General features: G+C 64.5%; 17 protein-coding genes and 2 pseudogenes. 4 read left to right on the plus strand and 15 right to left on the minus strand.

Features of this window, described 5'->3' with window-relative positions; all coding sequences use genetic code 11:
• Position 1: 1 nt before the first annotated feature.
• From dgoD to NKI19_RS17160, 15 genes and pseudogenes are all read right to left on the minus strand, one after another.
• Positions 2–1,174, minus strand: coding sequence for a galactonate dehydratase (gene dgoD / locus NKI19_RS17090; protein WP_352489702.1), 1,173 nt, complete (start codon positions 1,172–1,174; stop codon positions 2–4).
• Positions 1,175–1,326: 152 nt separating this feature from the next.
• Positions 1,327–2,832 carry an aldehyde dehydrogenase family protein gene (locus NKI19_RS17095; protein ID WP_352489701.1) on the minus strand — a complete coding sequence of 502 codons (1,506 nt, stop codon included), beginning with the start codon at positions 2,830–2,832 and terminating at the stop codon, positions 1,327–1,329.
• On the minus strand, positions 2,829–3,317 hold the full coding sequence (locus NKI19_RS17100; protein ID WP_352489700.1) for a (2Fe-2S)-binding protein: 489 nt from the start codon (positions 3,315–3,317) through the stop codon (positions 2,829–2,831). Before NKI19_RS17100 ends, NKI19_RS17095 begins: the two co-directional genes overlap by 4 nt.
• Positions 3,314–4,072 (minus strand): annotated as a pseudogene (locus tag NKI19_RS17105) (molybdopterin cofactor-binding domain-containing protein); the annotation flags it as partial. The pseudogene NKI19_RS17105 and the gene NKI19_RS17100, both read right to left, overlap by 4 nt.
• 410 nt (positions 4,073–4,482) lie before the next feature.
• Positions 4,483–6,462, minus strand: a pseudogene (locus tag NKI19_RS17110) (molybdopterin cofactor-binding domain-containing protein); the annotation flags it as partial.
• Positions 6,459–7,325: an aromatic ring-hydroxylating dioxygenase subunit alpha gene (locus tag NKI19_RS17115; protein ID WP_352489761.1), complete on the minus strand. Its 867-nt coding sequence runs from the start codon at positions 7,323–7,325 to the stop codon at positions 6,459–6,461. The pseudogene NKI19_RS17110 and the gene NKI19_RS17115, both read right to left, overlap by 4 nt.
• 14 nt (positions 7,326–7,339) lie before the next feature.
• Positions 7,340–8,713, minus strand: a complete 1,374-nt coding sequence (locus NKI19_RS17120; protein WP_352489699.1) for an amidohydrolase family protein — start codon at positions 8,711–8,713, stop codon at positions 7,340–7,342.
• 39 nt (positions 8,714–8,752) lie between these two features.
• Positions 8,753–10,321 (minus strand): GMC family oxidoreductase, encoded by a 1,569-nt coding sequence (locus tag NKI19_RS17125; protein ID WP_352489698.1) that lies wholly within the window; start codon positions 10,319–10,321, stop codon positions 8,753–8,755.
• Between the two features lie 7 nt (positions 10,322–10,328).
• Positions 10,329–10,937, minus strand: a complete 609-nt coding sequence (locus tag NKI19_RS17130; protein WP_352565710.1) for a thiamine pyrophosphate-dependent enzyme — start codon at positions 10,935–10,937, stop codon at positions 10,329–10,331.
• Positions 10,934–11,434: a thiamine pyrophosphate-binding protein gene (locus NKI19_RS17135; protein WP_023674235.1), complete on the minus strand. Its 501-nt coding sequence runs from the start codon at positions 11,432–11,434 to the stop codon at positions 10,934–10,936. Before NKI19_RS17135 ends, NKI19_RS17130 begins: the two co-directional genes overlap by 4 nt.
• Before the next feature lie 90 nt (positions 11,435–11,524).
• Positions 11,525–12,445 carry a LysR family transcriptional regulator gene (locus NKI19_RS17140; RefSeq protein ID WP_352489696.1) on the minus strand — a complete coding sequence of 307 codons (921 nt, stop codon included), beginning with the start codon at positions 12,443–12,445 and terminating at the stop codon, positions 11,525–11,527.
• Positions 12,446–14,248: an adenine deaminase gene (locus NKI19_RS17145; RefSeq protein WP_352565712.1), complete on the minus strand. Its 1,803-nt coding sequence runs from the start codon at positions 14,246–14,248 to the stop codon at positions 12,446–12,448.
• Positions 14,249–14,284: 36 nt separating this feature from the next.
• Positions 14,285–14,920: a glutathione S-transferase family protein gene (locus NKI19_RS17150; protein ID WP_352489694.1), complete on the minus strand. Its 636-nt coding sequence runs from the start codon at positions 14,918–14,920 to the stop codon at positions 14,285–14,287.
• Positions 14,917–15,639, minus strand: coding sequence for a Rieske 2Fe-2S domain-containing protein (locus NKI19_RS17155; protein WP_352489693.1), 723 nt, complete (start codon positions 15,637–15,639; stop codon positions 14,917–14,919). Before NKI19_RS17155 ends, NKI19_RS17150 begins: the two co-directional genes overlap by 4 nt.
• A complete protein-coding gene (locus NKI19_RS17160; RefSeq protein WP_352565714.1) occupies positions 15,636–15,938 on the minus strand; it encodes a hypothetical protein in 303 nt (100 codons plus the stop codon). The genes NKI19_RS17155 and NKI19_RS17160 overlap by 4 nt, the downstream gene beginning before the upstream one ends.
• Before the next feature lie 213 nt (positions 15,939–16,151).
• On the opposite strand from NKI19_RS17160, the gene add reads away from it, so the two are divergent.
• Genes add through NKI19_RS17180 form a run of 4 tightly spaced genes read left to right on the plus strand, consistent with a single transcriptional unit; the run spans position 16,152 to position 21,123 of the window.
• A complete protein-coding gene (gene add, locus NKI19_RS17165) occupies positions 16,152–17,201 on the plus strand; it encodes an adenosine deaminase (RefSeq protein ID WP_352565716.1) in 1,050 nt (349 codons plus the stop codon).
• 27 nt (positions 17,202–17,228) lie between these two features.
• Positions 17,229–18,350 carry a BMP family ABC transporter substrate-binding protein gene (locus NKI19_RS17170; RefSeq protein WP_352489690.1) on the plus strand — a complete coding sequence of 374 codons (1,122 nt, stop codon included), beginning with the start codon at positions 17,229–17,231 and terminating at the stop codon, positions 18,348–18,350.
• Positions 18,351–18,409: 59 nt separating this feature from the next.
• The gene (locus NKI19_RS17175; protein WP_352489689.1) at positions 18,410–20,068 is read left to right on the plus strand and encodes an ABC transporter ATP-binding protein; all 1,659 of its coding nucleotides are present in this window, start codon (positions 18,410–18,412) and stop codon (positions 20,066–20,068) included.
• A 2-nt stretch (positions 20,069–20,070) separates the two neighbouring features.
• On the plus strand, positions 20,071–21,123 hold the full coding sequence (locus NKI19_RS17180; protein WP_352489688.1) for an ABC transporter permease: 1,053 nt from the start codon (positions 20,071–20,073) through the stop codon (positions 21,121–21,123).
• Positions 21,124–21,128 lie beyond the last annotated feature (5 nt).

Here is a 21,128-nt window from a genome sequence, read left to right on the forward strand (position 1 = left end):
TTCACCAGTCCACCACGGTGCCGTCCGGCATGACGGCGTTGCGGGCATGCAGCACTTCCTGCTTGAAGGGATGGCGCGCGATCACGTCCTCATTGACGGTGACCCCAAGGCCCGGCAGTTCGGGCAGATCCCAGCGGCCTGGCTTACGCTGAATTGGCCAGGTGACGACGTCGTCGTACCAGGCGACGGCACCGGACATCTCCTCCTGAATGACAACGTTTGGCGTCGATATGCCGAAATGAAGAGCAGCCACACCGGCGATCGGACCGAGCGGATTGTGCGGCGCAAGGCCGATGCCTGCGGTTTCCGCCATGGCCGCGATCTTCTTTGTCTCGAGCAGACCGCCGGTGTGGCAAATATCCGGCTGGGCAATGTTGAAGGCGCGGGCTGCGATCGAGTGCGTGAATTCGCGGCGCCCGATCAGCCGCTCGCCGGACGCGATCGGCACGGCCGATCGCGCCGTAATATGTGCCAGTCCGGCAACATCTTCGGGTGGCACTGGCTCTTCCGCGAACATGATGCGGGCCGGCTCGATTGCCTTGAGGTAATCCATCGCCGCGTTAACCGATGCAGGGCGTCCGTGGAAATCGACCATGATGTCGATATCCGGGCCCACCGCCTCGCGAAGCGAGCCGACCATATTGGCAACGGAGTCGATTGCCTTGGCGGGCGATACGTAGTGGGTGTAGGGAATGCAGACTACCTTGACCGCATCGTAGCCTGCTTGCGTCACGATACTTCCGCGTTCCACGATGGCATCCGCGGATCCGGTCTCATAGACCGCCTTCATGTCCCCGAGGCCGAGATGCGTATAGGTGCGCAGATAGTCGCGGACCCGGCCGCCCAAAAGGCGCCAGACGGGGACGCCCAATGACTTGCCCAGGATGTCCCAGAGCGCAATCTCGATGCCGCTGACGGCTGACATTCCCTCGACGCCGAGACGCCAAAAGCCGTGCCGCGTAAGTATCTGGTAGCACTGCTCCACATTGCGTGGATCTTGCCCGATGAGCAGTGCCTCAAGATCCTGAAGCGCCCCAACGACGGCTCGGGTCTTCCATTCCAGCGTTGCCTCACCCCAGCCAAACAGGCCAGGCTCGTCGGTTTCGACCCGAACGAAGACCCAGTTGCGCATTTCCGCATTGCAGACGCGCGCCTTGATGGCCGTGATTTTCATCGGTCCTCCCAGACCTGCCGTCTTTTTTCGAGGCAATATGTATGATTTATTACGGATAATATGGACGAGTCAAGCGCAACGTCGATCATCCTTGTTCGCGGATGGAAAGGCTGTCAGCCGCCGGTCCGCGAACATCGCGAAAAAAGGCGCGGCTAAATCACCGCGCAGACCGTTTTCGTCTCGAGATAGTTCTCCAGGCCCGGTGCGCCGTTCTCATAGCCCCAACCGGATTGCTTGTGGCCGCCCTTCGGCAATTCCGGCGAGAAGTAGGAATGGCAATTGATCCAGACGGTGCCCGACCGGACACGTGCGGCAAGGCGATGCGCAGTGGAAAGGTCGCGGGTCCAGACGCTTGCGGCGAGGCCGTAGGGCGAGTCGTTCGCATGGCTTACCGCCTCCGCGACATCGTCGAACGGTGTCACGGCAACCACCGGGCCGAAGATTTCCTCGCGCATCATGCGCATGTCCGGGCGGACGCCGGTGACCACGGTCGGCTCGAAGAAGTTGTCGAAGCGCCGGCCACCGGTGATGATCTCGGCGCCGCTGGAAGCACCATCGCCGACATAGGAGGCGACGCGCGCAGCCTGGGTTCCGTTGACCAGCGGACCAAGGTCGGTGTTCGGGTCAAGCCCGTGTCCGAGACGCAGCTTTCGCGCCTCTTCCGCCAGACCCTCCACCAGACGGTCGTAGATCGAGCGATGCGCATAGACACGCGAGCCGGCGACGCAGACCTGGCCGGCATTGGCGAAGATCCCCCGGGCCACTCCGGGGATTGCGAGCCCCATGTCCGCATCGGGCATGATGATGGCCGGCGACTTGCCGCCCAGTTCGAGCGTCAGCTTCTTCAGATTGCCGCGCGCTGCGGAGACGATCATCTTTCCGACTTCCGTCGAGCCGGTGAAGGCGACCTTATCGACATCGGAATCTGCAGCCAATGCTGCGCCCACAGTTTCACCGAGACCGGTCACGATATTGACGACGCCGTCCGGCAAGCCGGCTTCGATCATCAGTTCGCCGAGTCTGAGCGCGGTGAGCGACGTTTCCTCAGCCGGCTTGAGCACGATCGTACAGCCGGCGGCAAGCGCCGGGGCGAGCTTCATCGAGGCCATGAGCAGCGGCGAATTCCATGGCGTTATGGCTGCCACGACACCGATCGGCTCGCGCACCGTATAGGCGAAAATCTTGCTGCCCGCCGGTTGGTAGCTGATGGAGGTGGGGATGGTCGTGCCGAGGATTTTCGTGGCAAAACCGGCAAAATAGCGGAACTGCTCGGCCGAGGCGGGAATCTCGGCGAAGCGCGAGGTCTTCAACGACTTTCCCTGGTCAAGCGTCTCGAGCTCTGCAAGCTCATCGGCATGGCGCTCAATCAGGTCGGCGATGCGCCATAGCAGCTTGCCGCGTGCCGACGGTGTCATGTCGCGCCAGCTCTCGCCTTCGAAAGCAGCACGCGCCGCAGCAACGGCGCGCCCGGCGTCACCGGCTGTGCCTTGCGCCAGCAGCGCGAGCGTGTCGCCATTCGCAGGATCGGTCGCGGGCAAGATTGCGCCATCGCTGGCGTCGCACCAGCCGCCGCCGATCAGGTGCCGCATTCTGGGTTTGGCCAGGAACGCCTTGACGCCTGCATGTCTGGCTTCATCATTTCGGATGATGATCGTCATGTCCGTATCCCGCAAGCGAGCGCCTCGACCGCGGCGAGAGCACCGCGGATGATGGAATGATAGCCGGTACAGCGGCAGATATTGCCTTCGAGCGCAGCGCGGAGCTGAGATTCATCAGGAGCCGGATTCTCCAGCAGCAGGGCGGTCAGCGCAACAGTGATGCCGGGTGCGCAGTAGCCGCACTGGAAGGCGTTTTCGGTCGCCAGAGCCTCGCGCAGGACAATGGCTTCGGGAAGATCGTCGAAACCTTCCGGGGTGATGATGGTGGCCCCGTCGAGCTGCCACGACATGACCAGACAGCCATTGACCGCGCGATCATCCATCAGCACGGAACAAGCGCCGCAGCGGCCGATGCCGCAAGCCATCTTGGCGGCAGTCATGCCGAAATGGTCGCGTAGCAGGTCGATCAGGCGTAACTCGGCAGGCATGGCCAGCGCCCGGCGGCAGCCGTTGAGGTTAAAGGTAATCTCGATCTCGGCACTCACGCTGCACTCCTCTGCAGGGCGTCGAGTACCCATTCAGGATCGACCGGGATGCGCTCGGGCCAAGCTCCTGTGGCATCCGCAATCGCGTTGACGATGGCTGGCGTCACGGCGCCAATGCCAAGCTCACCAACTCCGCGCGGACCGAACGGGTCGTTCTCGTCCAGATCCTCCAACGCGAAGGTCGCGAGGCTTTCCGGCGTGTCGGCAATGCCTGGCAGCATGTAGAAATCGAGGTTGCCGGCAAGATACCGGCCATCCCGCATCGCCGCGTCCTCAGTGAGGGTGAAGCCCAGCCCCTGGACGCCGCCGCCTTCGATCTGGCCAAGATAGGCGGCAGCATCGAGCATCGGTCCGGCCGCGGTGTGCTGATGGAGCTCGAGCACGCGTACCTGCCCAGTGATGCGGCTCACGGCAACGCGCGCCAGTGTCGCGCCGAAGGCGAAGATCAGACGTGCATTGCCTTCCAGATAGTCCGATTTCGGAAACTCAAAGCTGACGGCAGCAGCTGGCAGCCGGTCCGGAGGCAACGCCTTGGCAAGCTCGGCGAAACTCATGAGCCGTGAGCCGCTGTTGGAATGTCGCTCGACGATGCCGCCGGGCGCCAGCGCCAGCGTCCCGGCTTCGCGGCAAAGCAGCTGGCCCGCTGCGGCCAGCAGGTCGCGCGTAAAAGGTGGTGCGGCGACTGCCGCGACCCGCCAGGCCACGTGAGTGCCGCGCGAGGCGGTAGAGGAACCGGATTCGGGCGTCGCCGCCGTATCGCCGGTGACCGGCCGGACATCGTCGCGGCCGCAGCCGAGCGCTCCGGCGACCGCGGCTTCACCGAGGTGAGCAGGCCCTGTCCCATCTCGTCCAGGCCGTAGAGAGCTTCGATCATGCCATCCGGAGCCAGGCGCAACGCGCCTCCGGCCGGGTCCGGCGGCAGCGTGCCGAGTCCGTTGCCTTGATAGTTCATCGCCATGCCGACGCCGATCGTCTCATAGCCGTCGAACGACGGGCCGCGCGCCTTGGCCCAGATCGGGTCAGCAGCGGCGGCTTGCAGCATCTCGGCCAGACGTTCGGACGGCGCGACCTGCTGGCCGAGATGGCCTCGCGTGCCAGGCTCGCGCAAATTGCGGCGCCGTATCTCGATAATCTCGATGCCGGCGGCTTCGGCCAGCCGATCCAGCTGGCACTCTACCGCAAAGGCCATCTGGTTGGCACCGAAGCCACGAAACGCGCCGCAGACGCCGTTATTGGTGTAGGCGAGCCGGCCCGAGCTGAGGATGTTGGCAACGACATATGGCCCGCAGGCGTGTTCGAGCGCTGTCTCAAGAACGCCCGGGCCGAGCGACGCATACGCGCCGGCATCCGCGATCACATCCACCTGCTGGGCGAGCAGCCGACCCTCGGCGTCGCAGGCGGTGCGCATATGGATGCGCATCGCATTGCGCTTGGTACCCGCGATGACGGAATCCGCCCGGCCGAGATGCAGCCGCACGGCGCGTCCGGTCTTTGGTGCCAGCAGGGCCAGGGCCGGCTGCACGGTCAGCTCGTCCTTGCCGCCGAAAGCGCCGCCAGTCGGGCTGGTGACCACCCGTATCTGCTCTTGCGGCATGCCGAGGATGCGCGAGAGCTGCATGCGGTCGCGGCGGCCATGCTGCCCACCGGCAAAGACGTTCAGGGTGCCATCCGTACCTACGAAAGCGTAGCCGCCCTCCGTCTCCATAAAGCCGTGCATCTGGCTCGGCGTTTCGTAGACAGCCTCGACGATATGAGCCGCCTTGGCAAAAGCCGCGGCGGCATCGCCACGTATGAACTCGAAGCTGCACTGCAGATTGCCTGAGACGTGGACCGGCTCGGCTCCAGCGGCGAGTGCCTGTTGGGGATCGCTCACAATTGGCAGCGGCTCGTATTCGACCCTGATGAGAGCAAGCGCGCGTTCGGCCGTCTTCGTGTCAACAGCGGCAACGGCAGCAACAGCGTCGCCGATATAGCGCACCTTGTCGAAGCACAGTGCAGGCTGATCCTGCACGACAATGCCGTAGGCATTGCTGCCGGCGATGTCGCGGTGCGTTACAACCGCCGCGACGCCGGGCAGCGCCTCGGCCGCGCTCGTATCGATGGAAACGATCCTTGCATGGGGAACGCCGGCACGCCGAATGCGCCCGACCAGCATGCCGGGCTCGCGATGGTCGGTCAGGTATTCGAGCCTGCCTGCGATTTTCGGCGCACCGTCCGGCCGCTGGTACCAGCGTGCACCGGTCTCCGATCGGGACACGAGAATTTCGGCAGGTGGGTCTCCGGACGGTACGGTCCGCCGGCGCGGCGAATGTGCTCCTTGGGACAACTTTCCGCCGAGCCCGAAGACCAGCGCATTCGCCACGACACTGCGCCGATAGCGGTCGGACCGCCATGCATCATCGATCGCCGGCGCCTCTTCGAGAATTGCGGCGTGCAGCTCGGCCCAATCGATCTCCCGCAGGTGCCGGCCGACAAGCAGCGCTTCAGCGCGGTCGAGACGGGCCGCTTGCCCGCCGCCGCTGGCCGCGAGCCGCGCGACGATGATGCGATCATGCGCCGTTTCGATCAGCCCGGCGATACCGGCCACGCTTCGGGTAAAGGCGGCGCGCAGGCCGACTTTGCGATGGGTCCAGCGAGCGGCAGTTGGTTGCGGTCGAACAATCACCGCCTTGATGAGGCCCGCGGACGGCGCCGCGGCCAGCCATTGCGCGAGCGACACGACGGCGTGCCCGGCCGGTGAGACGATCTCCAGCTGCGCGTCGGTCGCGAGCAGGGCCGGCAGAAGGCAACCCATGCGCCCGGCGACGTTGCCGCCCAGAGTTCCGAGATTGCGGACGGCAGGTCCCGCCGTGGCGCGGACGGCGGCGGCGAGCAGAGGCAAATTCTCGCCTATTGCCCGGTCACGCTCCAAGGCACCCAGGGTCGTCAGTGCGCCGATGCGAAACCCATCGGCGGCCGGTTGGATGCCCTTCAGGCCGGCGATACGGCCGATGTCGATGAGGCACCGCGGCTTTGGCAGGCCCTTGGCCCAGCAGAGTTGCAGCGCCGTGCCTCCGGCGACCAGTTGCGATGCGCACTCCCCTGCCAACGACAGCGCCTCGGCAACGGAGGCCGGGCGAAGCACCTGGAGATCCGGCCCGGTCATGTGGCTACCGCGGTCGTGCCGAAACGAATGCCTTTTTCCTTCAGCCAGCGGCGATAGGCAATGGAGGAACCGTCGGCGCGTGTCGGGATTTCCATCCGCGGCTCGAGCGGAAGGCGCAGCGGCCGCTGGTTCTCCACGATGATCCGGTCTTGCAGGAAGATGACCTGTTCGAAGTTGAGCAACGCCGTCTGCGTCGAAGCGGAGTCGACAAGATACATGACCGGCTGGGCGCGGCAGAGGTCTTCCTCGATGGGCTGGATGAACAGCGCGATCGCATCGAGCCGACCGGGCGCTCCGGGGCATACACGGTAGAGCATCACAACGAATGGGCTCGGCACACGATAGGTCAGATGCACAAACGCGCCGGAGCTTTCCGTTGCGGCAATGCGCGGCTGGAAGAACGTGCAGTTGGTCGCCCAGACCTCGTCCACCTCGCGACGTATCTCGCTCAGATAGGCCGGCACTTCCGTGTGCGGCTCCGAACCGAGAATGTCGGTATGCACGAAGGGGAAATGCGCCATGTCGAGGAAATTCTCTACGACGCGCAAACCCGAAGCCCGCATCGTCACCCAGCCGCAGGGCACGTATCGGCGGTCGGGCTCCGATGCCTCGGCGATCTCGAAGATTTCCTTCCCGGGCCGGCCCAGCGTCGTCCAGACGCAGCCGTAGCGCTGCCGGACGGGCAGCGCGGGGCCGCGGTTGCCGTCGTCCAGTATCTCCCGAACCGTGATTGCACCCGTGATGTCACGGACCAGTTCGATGTCCTGGCCGAGCAGCCGCGTGCGGCTCGGCGCGCCATCTAGATCGGCGACCGTCTCCACCGCGTACCAATCGTCCAGTGCCGCCCTGTCCGTCGTCTTCATCACCGAGGCCCGCCCTATTGGGTCCATTGCAGGCTGCCGCCGGAATTCTCGGCAAGGAAAGCGGCGCGCCGGGCGAACAGACCAGGCGCGACGCGATGGATTTCGGCGATGATCTCGCGCAGGTCGCCGGTGCGCAACGCGCCGTCCTCGGCCAGGATTTCGCCATCGACCATAGTCAAAGACACGTCGCTGCCGCGCACAGCGTGGACAAGATTGTGATGGAAGTTGAAATAAGGTCCGTCGCGGAAGACGGGCGTCATGCGCGGCGTATCGGTGCGGACCGCGATGATGTCGGCGCGCTTGCCGACTTCGATCGAGCCGATCTCGTGGTCGAGGCCGATCGCTCTGGCGCCGAGAATGGTGGCCATCCGCAGCACCTGCCAGCTATCCATGGCGGCGGCGTCGAGGTCCTTCAGCTTGCCCAGCAGCGAAGTCACCTTCATCTCTTCGAACATGTCGAAATTGTTGTTCTCCTTCTCGCCGTCGGTGCCGATCCCGACAGGCACGCCGGCCTTCAGCATCTCGGCCACCAACGCGATGCCGCTTGCCAGCTTCATGTTGGAAACAGGATTGTGGGCCACCGAAACGCGGCGCTTGGAAATAAGCTCGATCTCTTCTCGATCGAGCCAGACGGCGTGGGCGATCATGGCGCGCGGCGTTTCGAAGAAGCCAAGGTCGTCCAGCGCGAACATCGGGCGTTTGCCGTAGCGCCGCTCAAATTCCGCGATCTCGATCTCGGCCTCGCTGCAATGGGTGTGGAAGCCGGTGTCGTGTTTCCTTGCGAGTTCGATAGCCCGGCGTTGGCCGGCTTCGTCGGCATAAAACAGATGCTCCAGCCCGACCCACACATTGATGCGGCCGCCCGCCTTGCGATGCCAGCCCTCGATCATCGCCTCGTTCATGTCGAGCGTGTCGAAGTAGTTGTAGTCGGGATGCTCGCCGACGTAAGGCACGGCGACCAGGCGGTTGCCGATCGCCTCGGCCGCCCTGGCGCTTCCTTCCATGAACCGCCACATGTCGACGACGGTGGTCGTGCCGCCGAGCACGGATTCCGCGTAGCAGAGCCACGATGCCGCCTCGGCCTCGTGCGGCTGCAGCACGCGATGCATTGGATTGATATGGAGCGTCAGCCAGTCCCAGACCGGCAGGTGCTCCGCCGTGCCGCGCAGAAAGCCGGAATGCGCATGCGCGTTGACCAGCCCGGGCAGAAGCACCGCATTGTCGAGCTTCTTCACGGCCACGGCCGGATACGCAGCGCGCAATGCTGCGAGTGCGCTGACCGCGGCGATACGACCATCCTCGACCAGCACGGCGCCGTCAGGCAGCACGTGGTTATCTTCATCCATGGTGAGCAGCGTGTCGGCAGCAAGGATGAGGCTTGGGGTCATCGCGGGTACCCTGTGTGCGTTCCGTCGGTCATGGCATCCTCAAGCTGCCGCCGCGAGCAGGAAATCGGCGGCGCGCTCGCCGATCATCGTGGCGGGCGCGTGGGTGTTGCAGGTCGGGATCGTCGGGATCACCGAGGCATCGGCGACATGCAGGCCGTCCAGCCCGTGCACGGCGAGACGGCTGTCTACGACGGCCATCGCGTCCTCGCCCATCTTGGCGGTTCCGCAGGTGTGGAAGAACGTCGAGCACGCCTCGCGGATGAAGGCGATGGTCTCGGTGCGGGTCAGTCGGCGGTCAGGTGCGGCAAAGTTGCGGAAGAGACCGGCGTTCGCCTTTGCAGCCGCCATCTCCATCACCATCTCGACCGCAGTGACCATGGCGTCGAGGTCTTCCGGTTCCGCCAGAAAGTTCGGTTGGATTTCGAGCCGCCCGCCGGGCGTGCCGTCGAGCAGCTTCAAGTGCCCGACGCTCTTCGAGCGCATCAGGCCCGCACCGAAGGAAAAGACATCGCCGGATGTATCGTAGCGCGCGCGGATCGCCGGTTCGGCGCTGTTGCCCTGGACGGGGAAGGCATGCAGGTCGGGCTGCGACAGGTCCGGCCGTGACTTCCAGTTGACCATCGAGCCACCGCCATTGCCCACTATCGGTCCGATCGGTCGTTTCGCGCGGAAGACGCAGGCCTGCGCCAGCGGATGGTCCTGAAGATTCCGGCCGACACCCGGCAGGGCGCAAATGACCGCAATACCAAGCCGCTGCAGTTCGACCGGATCGCCGATGCCCGACAGCATCAGCAGGCGTGGCGTGTCGATGGCCCCTGCCGCGAGCACGATGCTCTGTTGCGCGCGCGTCTCGCGGATTTCGCCGCCGACGAGGTGCTTGATCGCGACGCATCGGCTGCCTTCGACCGTCAGGCCGATGGCCGCGGATCCGGTCAGCACCGTCAGCATCGGGTGATCCAGGATCGGCACGAGATAGCCCGTCGCCGAACTCCAGCGCTTGCCGTCGAAGATGTTGAAATTCGCGGCCGCCGCCCCCTCGTTGCTCGGGCCGTTCGGATCGTCGATCACCGGGATGCCGATCTCGGCCGCGCCATCGATCAGCGCCTGCGCGACCGGGTGCAGTGCCGCCGGGCGCTCGATACGGAGCGGACCGCCCGCTCCGCGAAATTCGCTTGCACCGTCGCGCCAGTCCTCGCAGCGCCGGAAATAGGGCAGCACGTCGGCGAAGCTCCAGCCCTTGGCGCCGCCAGCCTCCCAGGCATCGTAATCATGCGGATGGCCGCGATACCACATCATCGCGTTGATGGCGCTTGAGCCGCCAAGCAGGCGCCCGCGCGGGATGCCGATAGTACGCCCGTTCATGCTCAGTGTCGGAGCATAGTCATAGCCCCAGTCATAGGTGCCGCGGCCAAGCGGCACCCACTTGCCGGGGTCCTCGATCTCTTCGATCCCAAGACCCGTCGGGCCGGCCTCGATCAGGAGGACGTCGGCGCCGGCATCGACCAGTCGCCGCGTCACCGCACAGCCACCGGAACCCGAGCCGACCACCACGTAATCGTAGCTGCGTTTCAACACGCGTCGGGGGACGACAGGTCCGAGGATGCCCATGATCTCGTCAGTTGTGCTCGCTCGGGCCCATGATGACGATGCCTTCGCTCGCCTCGACGTGGCGGACGAAGATATACTTGTCCTCGCGGCCGTCGCTGTGTTTGCGCTTGATGTCGGGCTGGACCGTTCCCGAGACCTTGGCGACCACTATATAGGGTGCCTCCATCGCGAGCCCCCTTGCGCAATGCGCGTCGAACTCGTCCACCGTGCGCACTGTATGGGCGTTCTCGACACCGGCGCCGCGCGCGATCGCAGCAAGGTCGACGCGGCCCAGCGCCGTATGCGTCGGCGGCCCGCCGATCGACTGGTAGCACTCATTGTCCCAGACCACGATGAAGAGGTTTTTCGGTTGTTCGTTGCCGAGCGTGGCCAGGATGCCCAGATTGAAGAGCAGGCCGCCATCCGTATCAAGCGAAACGACGCGGCGGTGCGGCAACCCGGCGGCGAGCCCGAAGGCCTGCGGCGTGACGCAGCCGAGTTGCTGCTGGAACAGGCTCGCCTCGCGCATATGCGGCGCGGCGTTGTACCACTCGTCGACGCTGCCGCCGAGCGAAAGGATCACCAGCTCATCCTTCAGCCGCGCGGCAAGAGCCTTCATGCAGTCGAAGCGTTTCATCGCACCACCTCGCCGCCGAGAGCCACGGCCGAATGGTAGTAGGACGCATAGGACCAGGAATAGGCGTCGACGATGGCGCGCTCGATCTTCGCCTCCTCGGTGACGATCCGGTAGGGCACGCGCAGCGCGTTCAGCACCGGCTCCATGGTGATGCCATGCGGAATTGCCCACCAGTTGTTCTCTCCGAGCTCGCCGCGATAGCTCATCAGCATGACGACCGGGATGCCGGCTCCGAGGCCCATGCGGGCCAGCGGCTCGACCGACGCGCGCAAGCCGGAATTTTCCATGACCAGCGCCGCGCGCTTGCCCGACAGGAACACCCCGCCGCAGATCGCCGCGCCCTCACCCTCGTTGGTGACGCGGATCGTGCGGATATCCGGATCGGCATCAAGGGCCGGGTAGAGCTCCTTGAACAGCGAATCGGGCAGGTAGCAGACGATGCTCACTCCTGCCCGCTTAAGCCCCCGAATGACCGCGTCGACCGCACTCTGCTTCATGACATCCCCTTCGGCCGGGAAGTCTCGCAAAGCTCAGTTGTTCGAGATAGAGGCAAATTACTCTCATTATCGATGCGCAAAATGCAACAACTAATCATGCAACGCCTCGACCATGCGGGCCAGCAGCGCCGCGAATGCGGAGGCCGCATCCGACATTTCGCGTTCAAGCCGGGCGAGCAGCATCAGCCGGTGCGGATTCATGCGAGAATCGCGCAACGGCACGAAAACGAGCGATCCGTCAGCCACTTCCGGTTCGATGCCGAGCTTGGTGCGAAGCACCACGCCGAGGTTGAGGCGCACCATCTCGGTCATCAGTCCGATCGAGTTGGTCCGTGACCGTCGCGTGAGGTCGATCATGGAGCGCCCGATCGCATCGTCGATCGAAATCCCCAGTGCAAGGCTGTTGTCCGAGACGATGACCTGTTCGCCGGCAAGATCGAACAGCTTCACTTCCTTGCGGCCGGCAAGGCGGCTGTCCGGATGAGCGACGACGCCCAGCGGCAGAGGCGTGCTCGCGATCTTGCGCACGTTGCGCGGCACGCGCACGTCGAAAGCAAGCGCCAGATCGCATTCGCCGTCGGCAACCGCATCGCAGGCGCGTTGCGACCCGGCGACATGCACATCGACCGATATCTGCGGGTGGCGCTTCCAGAATTCCTTCAGCGCGTTCGGCACCAGCCCGCGCGCCGCGCTCTCCACGATCGCCACGGACAACGAGCCGCGGTTGAGGCCACTGAGATCGTTGATCTCGGACGAGGCGCGCGCCAACTCGGTGATGCTCTGACGCGCGTGGTAGAGCAGAAGCTCGCCTGCGCTGGTCAGTTTCAGTCGCTGGCGCACACGCTCGAAGAGCGGCGTGCCCAGTTCGTCCTCCAGGCCCTTGATGACGCGGCTGATGGAGGATGGCGCCACGTTGAGCGCCTGCGCGGTCTGGCGAACCGAGCCCAGCCGCGCGACCATTTGGAAATAATGGATGCGCGGTGAGACCAGCCCAAGTCGGAAGGGATCCACTCAGGCGGCCTCAAAGGCGGGGACGATCTCCATTTCCGGCACCAGCACGAGACCTTTGTCGGTGATACGAATTTCGGGGATGACCGAGAGCGGGATGAGGTTGAAGCCCATATAGGGAATGCAGCAGCCGGCCGCCTCCCATTCCCGTTTGAGGATCTTCACCTCCTCCGCGACCTCGGTGACGCGCTTGTCGGACAAAAGGCCGGCGATCGGCAGTTCAACCATGGCAGTCACTTTGCCGTCGACGACGACACAGACGCCGCCTTGCGTTTCCTCGATGGCCCGCAGCGCCACCTGCATGTCGGCCTCGTTGAGGCCGGCGATGATGATGTTGTGACTGTCGTGGCCGACAGACGATGCGACGGCGCCGCGTCGCAGCGTGAAATTGCTGAGCAGCCCGTAGGCGACGTTGCCGTCCGACTTGCCATGGCGCTCGACCACAGTGACGAAGCACAGGCCGTGGCGGTCGAAATGGTTCTGCCAGCCGTTGGCCGGATCGAGCGTGATCTTCTGGTGGCCGAGCGTGATCCCCGGCAGTTCGGTGCGGATGGTATGGGCCACCACCTTGCCGGTTGGCAGGTCCGGCGTCAGCTTGATCTGCTTCGGCAGCTTCACTGTGTGGTAGGCCGCGTCCGGATAGCGGTAGCGGGTCGACAGGGCCTGGTCGAGCAGTGGCGTGATCTTGCCGTCATCGACGACGAGTTCGCCGCCATACCACGTGCTGACGGGATCGAAGCCGTCGTCGAGCAGCACCAGGTCGGCACGGCGGCCACCACCGAGGCCTCCGATTTCGCCTTCCATACCAAAGCGCGTCGCGCCATGCAGCGAGCCCATCGCCCAGGCCTGCTCCGGCGTCATGCCGGCCTTCATCGCCTCGCGCGTCACCCAGTCCAGGCCGAAGAGCATCAGGTCGTCAGCATCGCGGTCGTCGGTGCAGACCGCGACGCGCTTGTGCGAGGCTCCGAGTTCCGTGATCGTTTTGATCGCTGCGGGCAGGCTGTGCCAGGGCGTCGTCGGCGGGCCGCCACGCAGGAACAGCCAGATGCCGGCTTCGAGCATGTCGTCAGCGATCTCGCGGTCGATCGCCTCATGCGTATCGGTGACGCCGGACGCGGCATAGGCCGACACGAATTCGCGTCCATAGACGTGGCCCGACACCGGACGGCCGCGTTTCAGCGCCGCAGCGAGGATGGCATGGCTGCGCTCATCGCCCATAGCCACTGGCACGAAATCCATCTTCTCGCCGAGCGCCACGGCTTCCGGCCATTTGTCGAACAATGCGCCCACCTTCTCGGCTGTCAGGTCGCCACCGGCCGTTTCCAGCAACGGCGAAGTTGCCGGGACGGTGCTCGGAACCGTCAGGAAAATGGACAATGGCGCCAGGCGTGCGTCCTCCAGCATCGCCTCGATGCCAGCAACGTCCATGACGTTGCCGATCTCGTGGCTGTCGCAGAAGAGGGTCGTGGTGCCGTTGAGCAGCGCCGCCTCGGCATAGGCGCAGGCCGTCACCATCGAGGATTCGATGTGGATGTGCGGATCGACCAGGCCGGGGGCGACGATGCCGCCCCTGGCGTCATATATCCTGGCGGTACCGCCCTTATAGGTGCCGGCCGGCTTCACAGCGGCGATCCGCCCTCCCCACAACCAGATCTCGCGGCCCGGAAGCACGCGCTCCGAGTAGGTCGACAACACGCGTGCGCCGGCAATGACCAGATCGGGATCGGCTCGCCCGGAAGCGACGCCGGCCAGCCGCCGGGTCATGGACGAGAGCGGCTGGACGGAAAAGTGCGTGAGAAAGGTCATTTTGCTGCCAGCCTCGTTCTCGTTGAATGTTGGGCGTCAATGGTAGTCGGGGATGCCCGGCATGGTCATGAAGCCGGGAAGCACGCGGAAGCGCCGCGCCCAGCGGCGCAGCGCCGGATACTCGTCATGGTCGACGCCGAAATCGCGGCTCAGCGCAAAAGCCGGAAAAAGTGCGATGTCGGCGATGGTCGGGCGGTCAGCAGCGAACCATTCTTTCTTCTCGAAACCCCGCGCGGTCATATGGTCGTCCATGGCGCGGAGCGCTTGCGCGGCACCGGCGCGCAGCGTAGCCTCGTCGCCGGCGGCACCGAACATGGCATGGCGGCGCGCGGCGCCTGCAACGCCAAGATCGCCGGCCGCGAAGAAAAGCCACTGCATCACCTTGGCGAAATCCGCACCATCCGCCGGCAGCCATGCACCCGTTGAATCGTGGCTGCGCGCCAGATGGACGACGATGGACTCGGCGCCGAACATCGTTACCTCGTCGTCGCGGAGAATGGGCAGGCTGCCCGCCGGGTTCATGGCCAGGAATGGCGGCGTCTTCTGCTCCGCCCCCGGAAATGCATCGACTGCAACGGTCTGCCATTCCAGGCCGAGCATGGAAAGCGCCAGCCGCACCTTGTAGCAGTTTTCGTCCAGCTCGTAGTTGTAGAGCGTGATCCCCGCCATCATGCGGCCCGCGTCGTCGAGGTCGCGCCGGTACGCCCGGTCTCGAGATGATGACGCAGCTCGCTCGTCCAAGCGAAGAAGTGCTCCTGCCCCCTGCCGGCATACTTGGCTGCCGGTCCGTCAATCACGACGTGCAGGGCCGATCGTTTGCCGGTCAGCTCCTGCAGGCCAAGAAGCAGCGTGTCTTCGCCGGCCGTCAGGCTGAACAGCATCCCGCTCAGCACCTTCAGATCGGCCACCCCGGATCCGCTGGAGGAGGGCGAAGGCGGCATGGCCTTCACGACATCGATCACCATTGCGGCGGGACTGTCGAGATACAGGCTGCGGACCGGCACCACCTCCTCTGGCAAGGCAGGCAGTTCTGGCAATGCTGCTGCCGGGTCCAGCGCCGTCCAGACCATGCCAGCCGCTTCGGCCGAGCTGTAGGCAGACACGGTAATGGACGCCGGCACCCTGAGATCGGGGTGGGCCGGAATGTATCGGCACTGGCCGGCCGCATCGTACTGCCAGCCGTGATAAAGACAGGCAATATGATCGCTGCGGACAAAACCGAAGCTCAGCTTCATACCGCGATGCGGGCAGCGATCCTCCCACACATGCGCTGCGCCGCTGTTGTCGCGCCACACCACCAGTTCGTTTCCGCCAAGGCGGGTCCCGGCCGAACTGCCCGGCTCGATCGATCCCGACAGCGCCACTGGGTGCCATCCAGCCTGTATCGTCATCCTGCGTCTTCCTCTCTGGAATATTCCCGAATTTCGGCCCGTTCGCAGTCCATCACCAGACAGTCGATTGGTCCCAGGCTACATGCCATCTCGAAGGCATCGATGAGATCAGGCTGGCCCGAAACCTGGACGACAAAAAAATCGTCCGCGGCTTCGTGCACCAGCAGATCGAGATTGAGCCGAGCGGCACGCCTGTCGGCGAACTCGCCAAAGCTCGACGACACCAGTTGGCCGACGAAGCGCAGGCGCGTTGTTTGAGGCGGAGGCGCAGAGTTCTGCGCTTCCAGTAGGTGCTTCATGCCTATATTTCTCCCGGCCTGCACATTTTTTAAGCAGTTTTCGAATGTGTCTAGTTAGGCATCATTTTTTGGCTTGTGCAAGCCCCGTTTCCCTGACATCTGGTGCGTAGCAGGTGATCGGACAGTTGGAAAAAGCCGCGATTTTCGAACAACTCGGCAGCCGTCCGTCGCCCAAGAAAACCAGGTGCGGCTTGGGATTGCCGGTCCGGGCGGGTGAGCGTCGATGTCGTTGTCAAGTTTCATTCAGCTATACCCAAGGTCGAGTTGCACTTGCACCTCGAGGGTGCCGTCTCCGCAGAGACATTCGCCGAGCTGGCGGCGCTGAACGCGGTGCCGCTGCCGGGCAGCAAACTGACATCGGAGCTCTACAGCTACGGCAACCTGCTGGATTTCCTGAAGGTTTACGATCTGGTTTGCGCCTCAATCAGGACTGCGGACGATTTCTCTCGCATCACCTTCGAGGCACTGGAGCGCTGCGCGAAGGCCGGTGCGCGCTACGTCGAACTGTTCTTCAGCCCGCATGCGCATCTGGCTCATGGCGTGGCCTATTCGACTATGCTCGAAGGCATCCTCGACGGCTTTCACCGCGTGAAGGAGCGCTATGGGCTTATAGCAAAGCTGATACCGGCGCATGCGAAGCCGCTCGGCGCGGCAGGTGGCGAGCGATTCCTGGACATGGTTCTGGCCGAGCGTCCGGCTGAGGTGATCGGCATCGGCTTCGATTACGACGAACGCCCGAACCCACCGCCGATGTTCGCGCGCATCGTCGAGCGAGCGCGAGCGGCCGGGCTCAATGTCACTAACCATGCGGGCGAGGACGGCCCGGCGGGCTACGTCCGCGATACCGTCGACGTCCTCGGCCTAAGACGGATCGACCACGGCTACCACGTAGTCGACGACCCGGCGCTGATGGAACAGTGCAGGGAGATGGGTATCGTCTTCACCTGCTGTCCGAGCACGACGCTGGCCACCACTGTCTGGCGCGACCTTTCCGCGCCCGACCATGCGATCCGCCGCATGATCGAGGCCGGGCTTACCGTGACGATCCACTCCGACGATCCGCCCATGTTCGGCACGACGCTCGACCGCGAATACGCGCCGATCGCCGAAAATTTTGCGCTCGGGCCGCCGGCACTGAAGCAGATCGCGCTGGCCGGCGTGTCCGCCGCATGGCTCGACGACGACATCAAGCAGGCATGGCTGGCCGACTGGTCCGCAGAAATCGACCGCCTCATGGATACCGAACTGTCTCTCCCGAACTGAACACAACACGGAACAAAGGACCGACGCATGATCGACCTGCGCAATCTCTCCCGCCGAGGCTTCCTCAACATGGGCGCCGCAGCCGGCGCCTCGCTGCTCCTGCCGAAATCCGGCCTTATCACGCCCGCGCATGCACAAACGCCGCTCGCCGCCGTCGCCGAGGAAAACGCTGTCATCGCCTTCGGCCACACCGGTCCGGTGACCGATGAAGGCTGGACCTGGAGCCACGACCAGGGCATGAAGGCCGTGCAGGAAGCGTTCCCGAAGCTGAAGACGCTGTTCGTCGAAAGCATCCCCTACTCGGCCGACGCGACCCGCACTTTCCGCCAGTTTGTCTCGGAAGGTGCCAACATGGTGTTTGCCACTTCCAACTATGGCGACTTCCTCTACGACGTGGCCAAGCGTTCGCCGGACGTCGCCTTCTATGAATGCGATGGCCGCAACCCGCTCGAAAATCTCTCGACCTATTACCTTGCCCACTGGTATCCGACCTACGTCACCGGTGTCGCCGCGGGCCTGATGAGCAAGAGCGGCAAGCTCGGCTACGTCGCCTCCTTCCCGGTTCCGTCGGTCTTTTCCGGCACCAACGCCTTCCTGATGGGCGCCCGTTCGGTCAATCCCAACGCCACGATGCAGACCATCGTCATCAACTCGTGGTTCGATCCGCAGGCGGCCACCCAGGCCGGCACCGCGCTAATCGACAACGGCGCCGACCTTCTGTTTGGCATCATGGACGAAGCCGGCTATCTGCAGGTGGCCGAGCAGCGCGGCGCGAAGGCCGTCATGTGGAATACCGACATCCGCCGCTACGGGCCGAAGGCCTACGTCTCCTCGATCGCCATCGACTTCAAGAAATTCTATGTCGACCAGGTGCGCTTGCGCCTCGAAGGCAAGTGGACGCCCTCGCAGACCATCCTGCCGATGGGCGGTGGTATTGACCGCGATGCCTGGGGCGAGACGGTGCCCCCGGAGGTCGCAAAGCAGGCCGATGCCGTGCGCGACAAGATTCTCGGCGGCTGGAGCCCGTTCGAGGGCGAGATTAAGGACACCAATGGCAACGTCAAGGTGGCTGCCGGCCATCGCATGACCGACGAGGAACTCTACAACTGGGATTGGTCGATCGAAGGCGTCAGCGGCCTCCAAGCGTGATCCCGAAGATTGCAGAGTTTTTGGATAGACTATGCGGCAGAGGGCAAGAGCTAAGCAGGATGAATGATTTTGTTCCAGTTCATCATGCTTCGAGTGAGCACCGCTACGGCGGCGTGGAGGTGCCGTCCAGCTCCCCGGGGCGTTACGAGCCGGGCTCCGGCGCGCCGCCGCTCGTGCTGCTCAAGGGCATCAGCAAATATTTCCCCGGCGTCGTCGCCAACCAGGACGTCGACCTGGACGTAATGCCGGGGGAGATCCACGCCTTGCTCGGCGAGAATGGCGCCGGCAAGTCGACCTTGATGAACATCCTCACCGGCATCTATCAGCCGGATGCCGGTGAGATCGTCGTCGACGGCTATGCCAAACGCTTCGCGTCTCCGGTCGATGCGATCTCCGCCGGTATTGGCATGGTCCACCAGCATTTCAAGCTGGTGACCGCCTTCACGGTCGCCGAGAATATTCATCTCGGCTGGTCCGAAACGCCCAAGCGTATTGGCTCGTCGGTGCTCGAGGCGCGGACTGCCGCACTGGCCGAGAAGCTGAACCTCGCGGTGCGGCCATCCGCGCGCGTCGCCGATCTTTCGACCGGCGAACAGCAGCGCGTGGAAATCCTACGCGTGCTCGCGCGCAACGCCCGCGTTCTGATCCTCGACGAGCCGACTGCAGTGCTTACTCCGGCGGAGGCGCGCGAGCTCTTCAAGGCGCTCAAGCAGTTCGTGTCCCGGGGCAATGCGGTGGTCTTCATCAGCCACAAGCTCGACGAGGTCCTGGAGATATCCGACCGCATCACCGTGCTGCGCGGCGGCCGCAAGGTGGCCACCGAAAAGACTGCGGACTGCAGCGAGAAGATGCTGGCGCGCCTGATGGTTGGCCGTGAGATCGTGCTCAGCAATCTGCGTGCCAGGCAGCCAGGCGCGGCCGGCATCTCCGCCGAGCCGGTGCTCAGCCTCAAATCCGTCGTCGCGCGTGACGACGTGGGCGGCATCCTTCTCGACGAGGTTTCGCTCGACATCCATGCCGGCGAGATTCTCGGCATCGCCGGCGTGGCCGGCAACGGCCAGAAGGAGCTGACCCAGGCCGTCACCGGCTTACGGCCGATCCACTCCGGCCAGATACTGCTCGGCGGAAAGGACGTCACGACCGCCGGCGCGGTCGACTACGCGAAGTTCGGCGTCGGCCACATTCCCGAAGACCGGCTGCACAGCGGCCTGGCGCCGGCGCTTTCAATCACCGACAACGCCATAATCCGCGAATATGCGTCGGCGCCTGTTTCAAAGGGCCTCGCATTCCGACCGCGCCTTGCGGCTGCTCTCGCGCGCACGATCGCCGAAGCGGCATCCGTCGCGGTGCCCGATTTCGGCATGCCCATGCGCAACCTTTCCGGCGGCAACCAGCAGCGCCTCGTCGCACGCCGCGAGATGCGCATCGCAAGCAAGGTTCTGATCGCCGCCTATCCGAGCCGCGGCCTCGATGTCGGAGCAATCAACACGATGATGCACTATCTCGTCGAATTGCGCGATGCCGGAGTGGGGGTGCTCTTCATTTCCGAGGAGCTGGAAGAGCTGTTCAATCTGTCGGATCGCATCGCCGTGATGTTCCATGGCAGGATCATGGGCGCGGTGGAGACTGCCTCCACCGACATCGAGGAAATCGGCCTGATGATGGGCGGACAGATGCGGTCCAGCGCCGGCGCCCAGGCCGCTGCCGGGAAGCACTGACCTTGGCGATCAAGCTCCAGCGCGTTCCATCCGCGCAGCCCTCCGTTGCCTTTGCGGCACGTGCTCTGGCGATCGTGCTGGCGCTGGTGGTCGCCGGCCTGGTTCTGGCCGCTCGCGGCAATGCTCCCATCAAACTCGCCTGGGAGGTGCTCAGCTCGACTTTTGGCTCGAGCTTCGGGCTGGAAGATGTTGGGCTTCTGGTCACACCCCTGATCCTGACCGGCCTCTCGGTCTGGGTAGCGCTGAGAATCGGCGCCTGGAACATCGGCGCGGAGGGCCAATTCTATGCCGGCGCCTTCAGCGCCACGGCGGTCGCGCTGTTCATTCCCGGCCCGACCTGGCTGATCCTGCCTGTCATGTTCATCGCTGGCGCGCTCGGCGGGCTGCTCTGGATACTGGTGCCGACGCTGGCGCGCGCCTACGCCGATGTCAGCGAACTCATCACCACCCTGCTTCTGAATTTCGTGGCGACGCTGATGGTCTATTATGTCGCCACCGGCCCATGGCTCGACCCGAGCGGCCACGCGCTCGCGACCACTGCGCGTCTGCCGCATGACGTGCCCGAATTCTGGGGTATCGTGCACTACGGTTTCCCGCTGGCGATCCTGCTCACCTTTGCCATCGCAGGACTGCTCAACTACACGCGCTGGGGCTACGAGGTAAGGATCGCCGGGTCGAATCCAAGCGCCGCGCTCTATGCGGGCATGCCGTTCCGCCGCCGCCTGATCGTCGTCCTGCTGATGTCGGGAGCGATTGCCGGCATCGCCGGTATGCTGGAAGTAGCTGGCACAGTGCATCGCCTGCAGGGCGGCATCTCCAACAATTTCGGCTATCTCGGCATCATGGTCGCGGTGCTGGCGCGCGGTTCCTCACTTGGCGTGCTCGCGGGCGCGGCTTTGATGGGCGTCATCCTGAATTCGGGCATCATCCTGCAGACGCAAGGCATCACCGTCTCGGCCGTGCTCGCCATCACCGGACTGATCCTGTTCTTCACAGCGATCGGCAACGAACTCGCTCACTACCGCATCACACGGACTGAACCGGCCGCGAGCTGAGGAAA

This window comes from Mesorhizobium sp. M0751 (assembly GCF_040320265.1).
Lineage (GTDB): Bacteria > Pseudomonadota > Alphaproteobacteria > Rhizobiales > Rhizobiaceae > Mesorhizobium.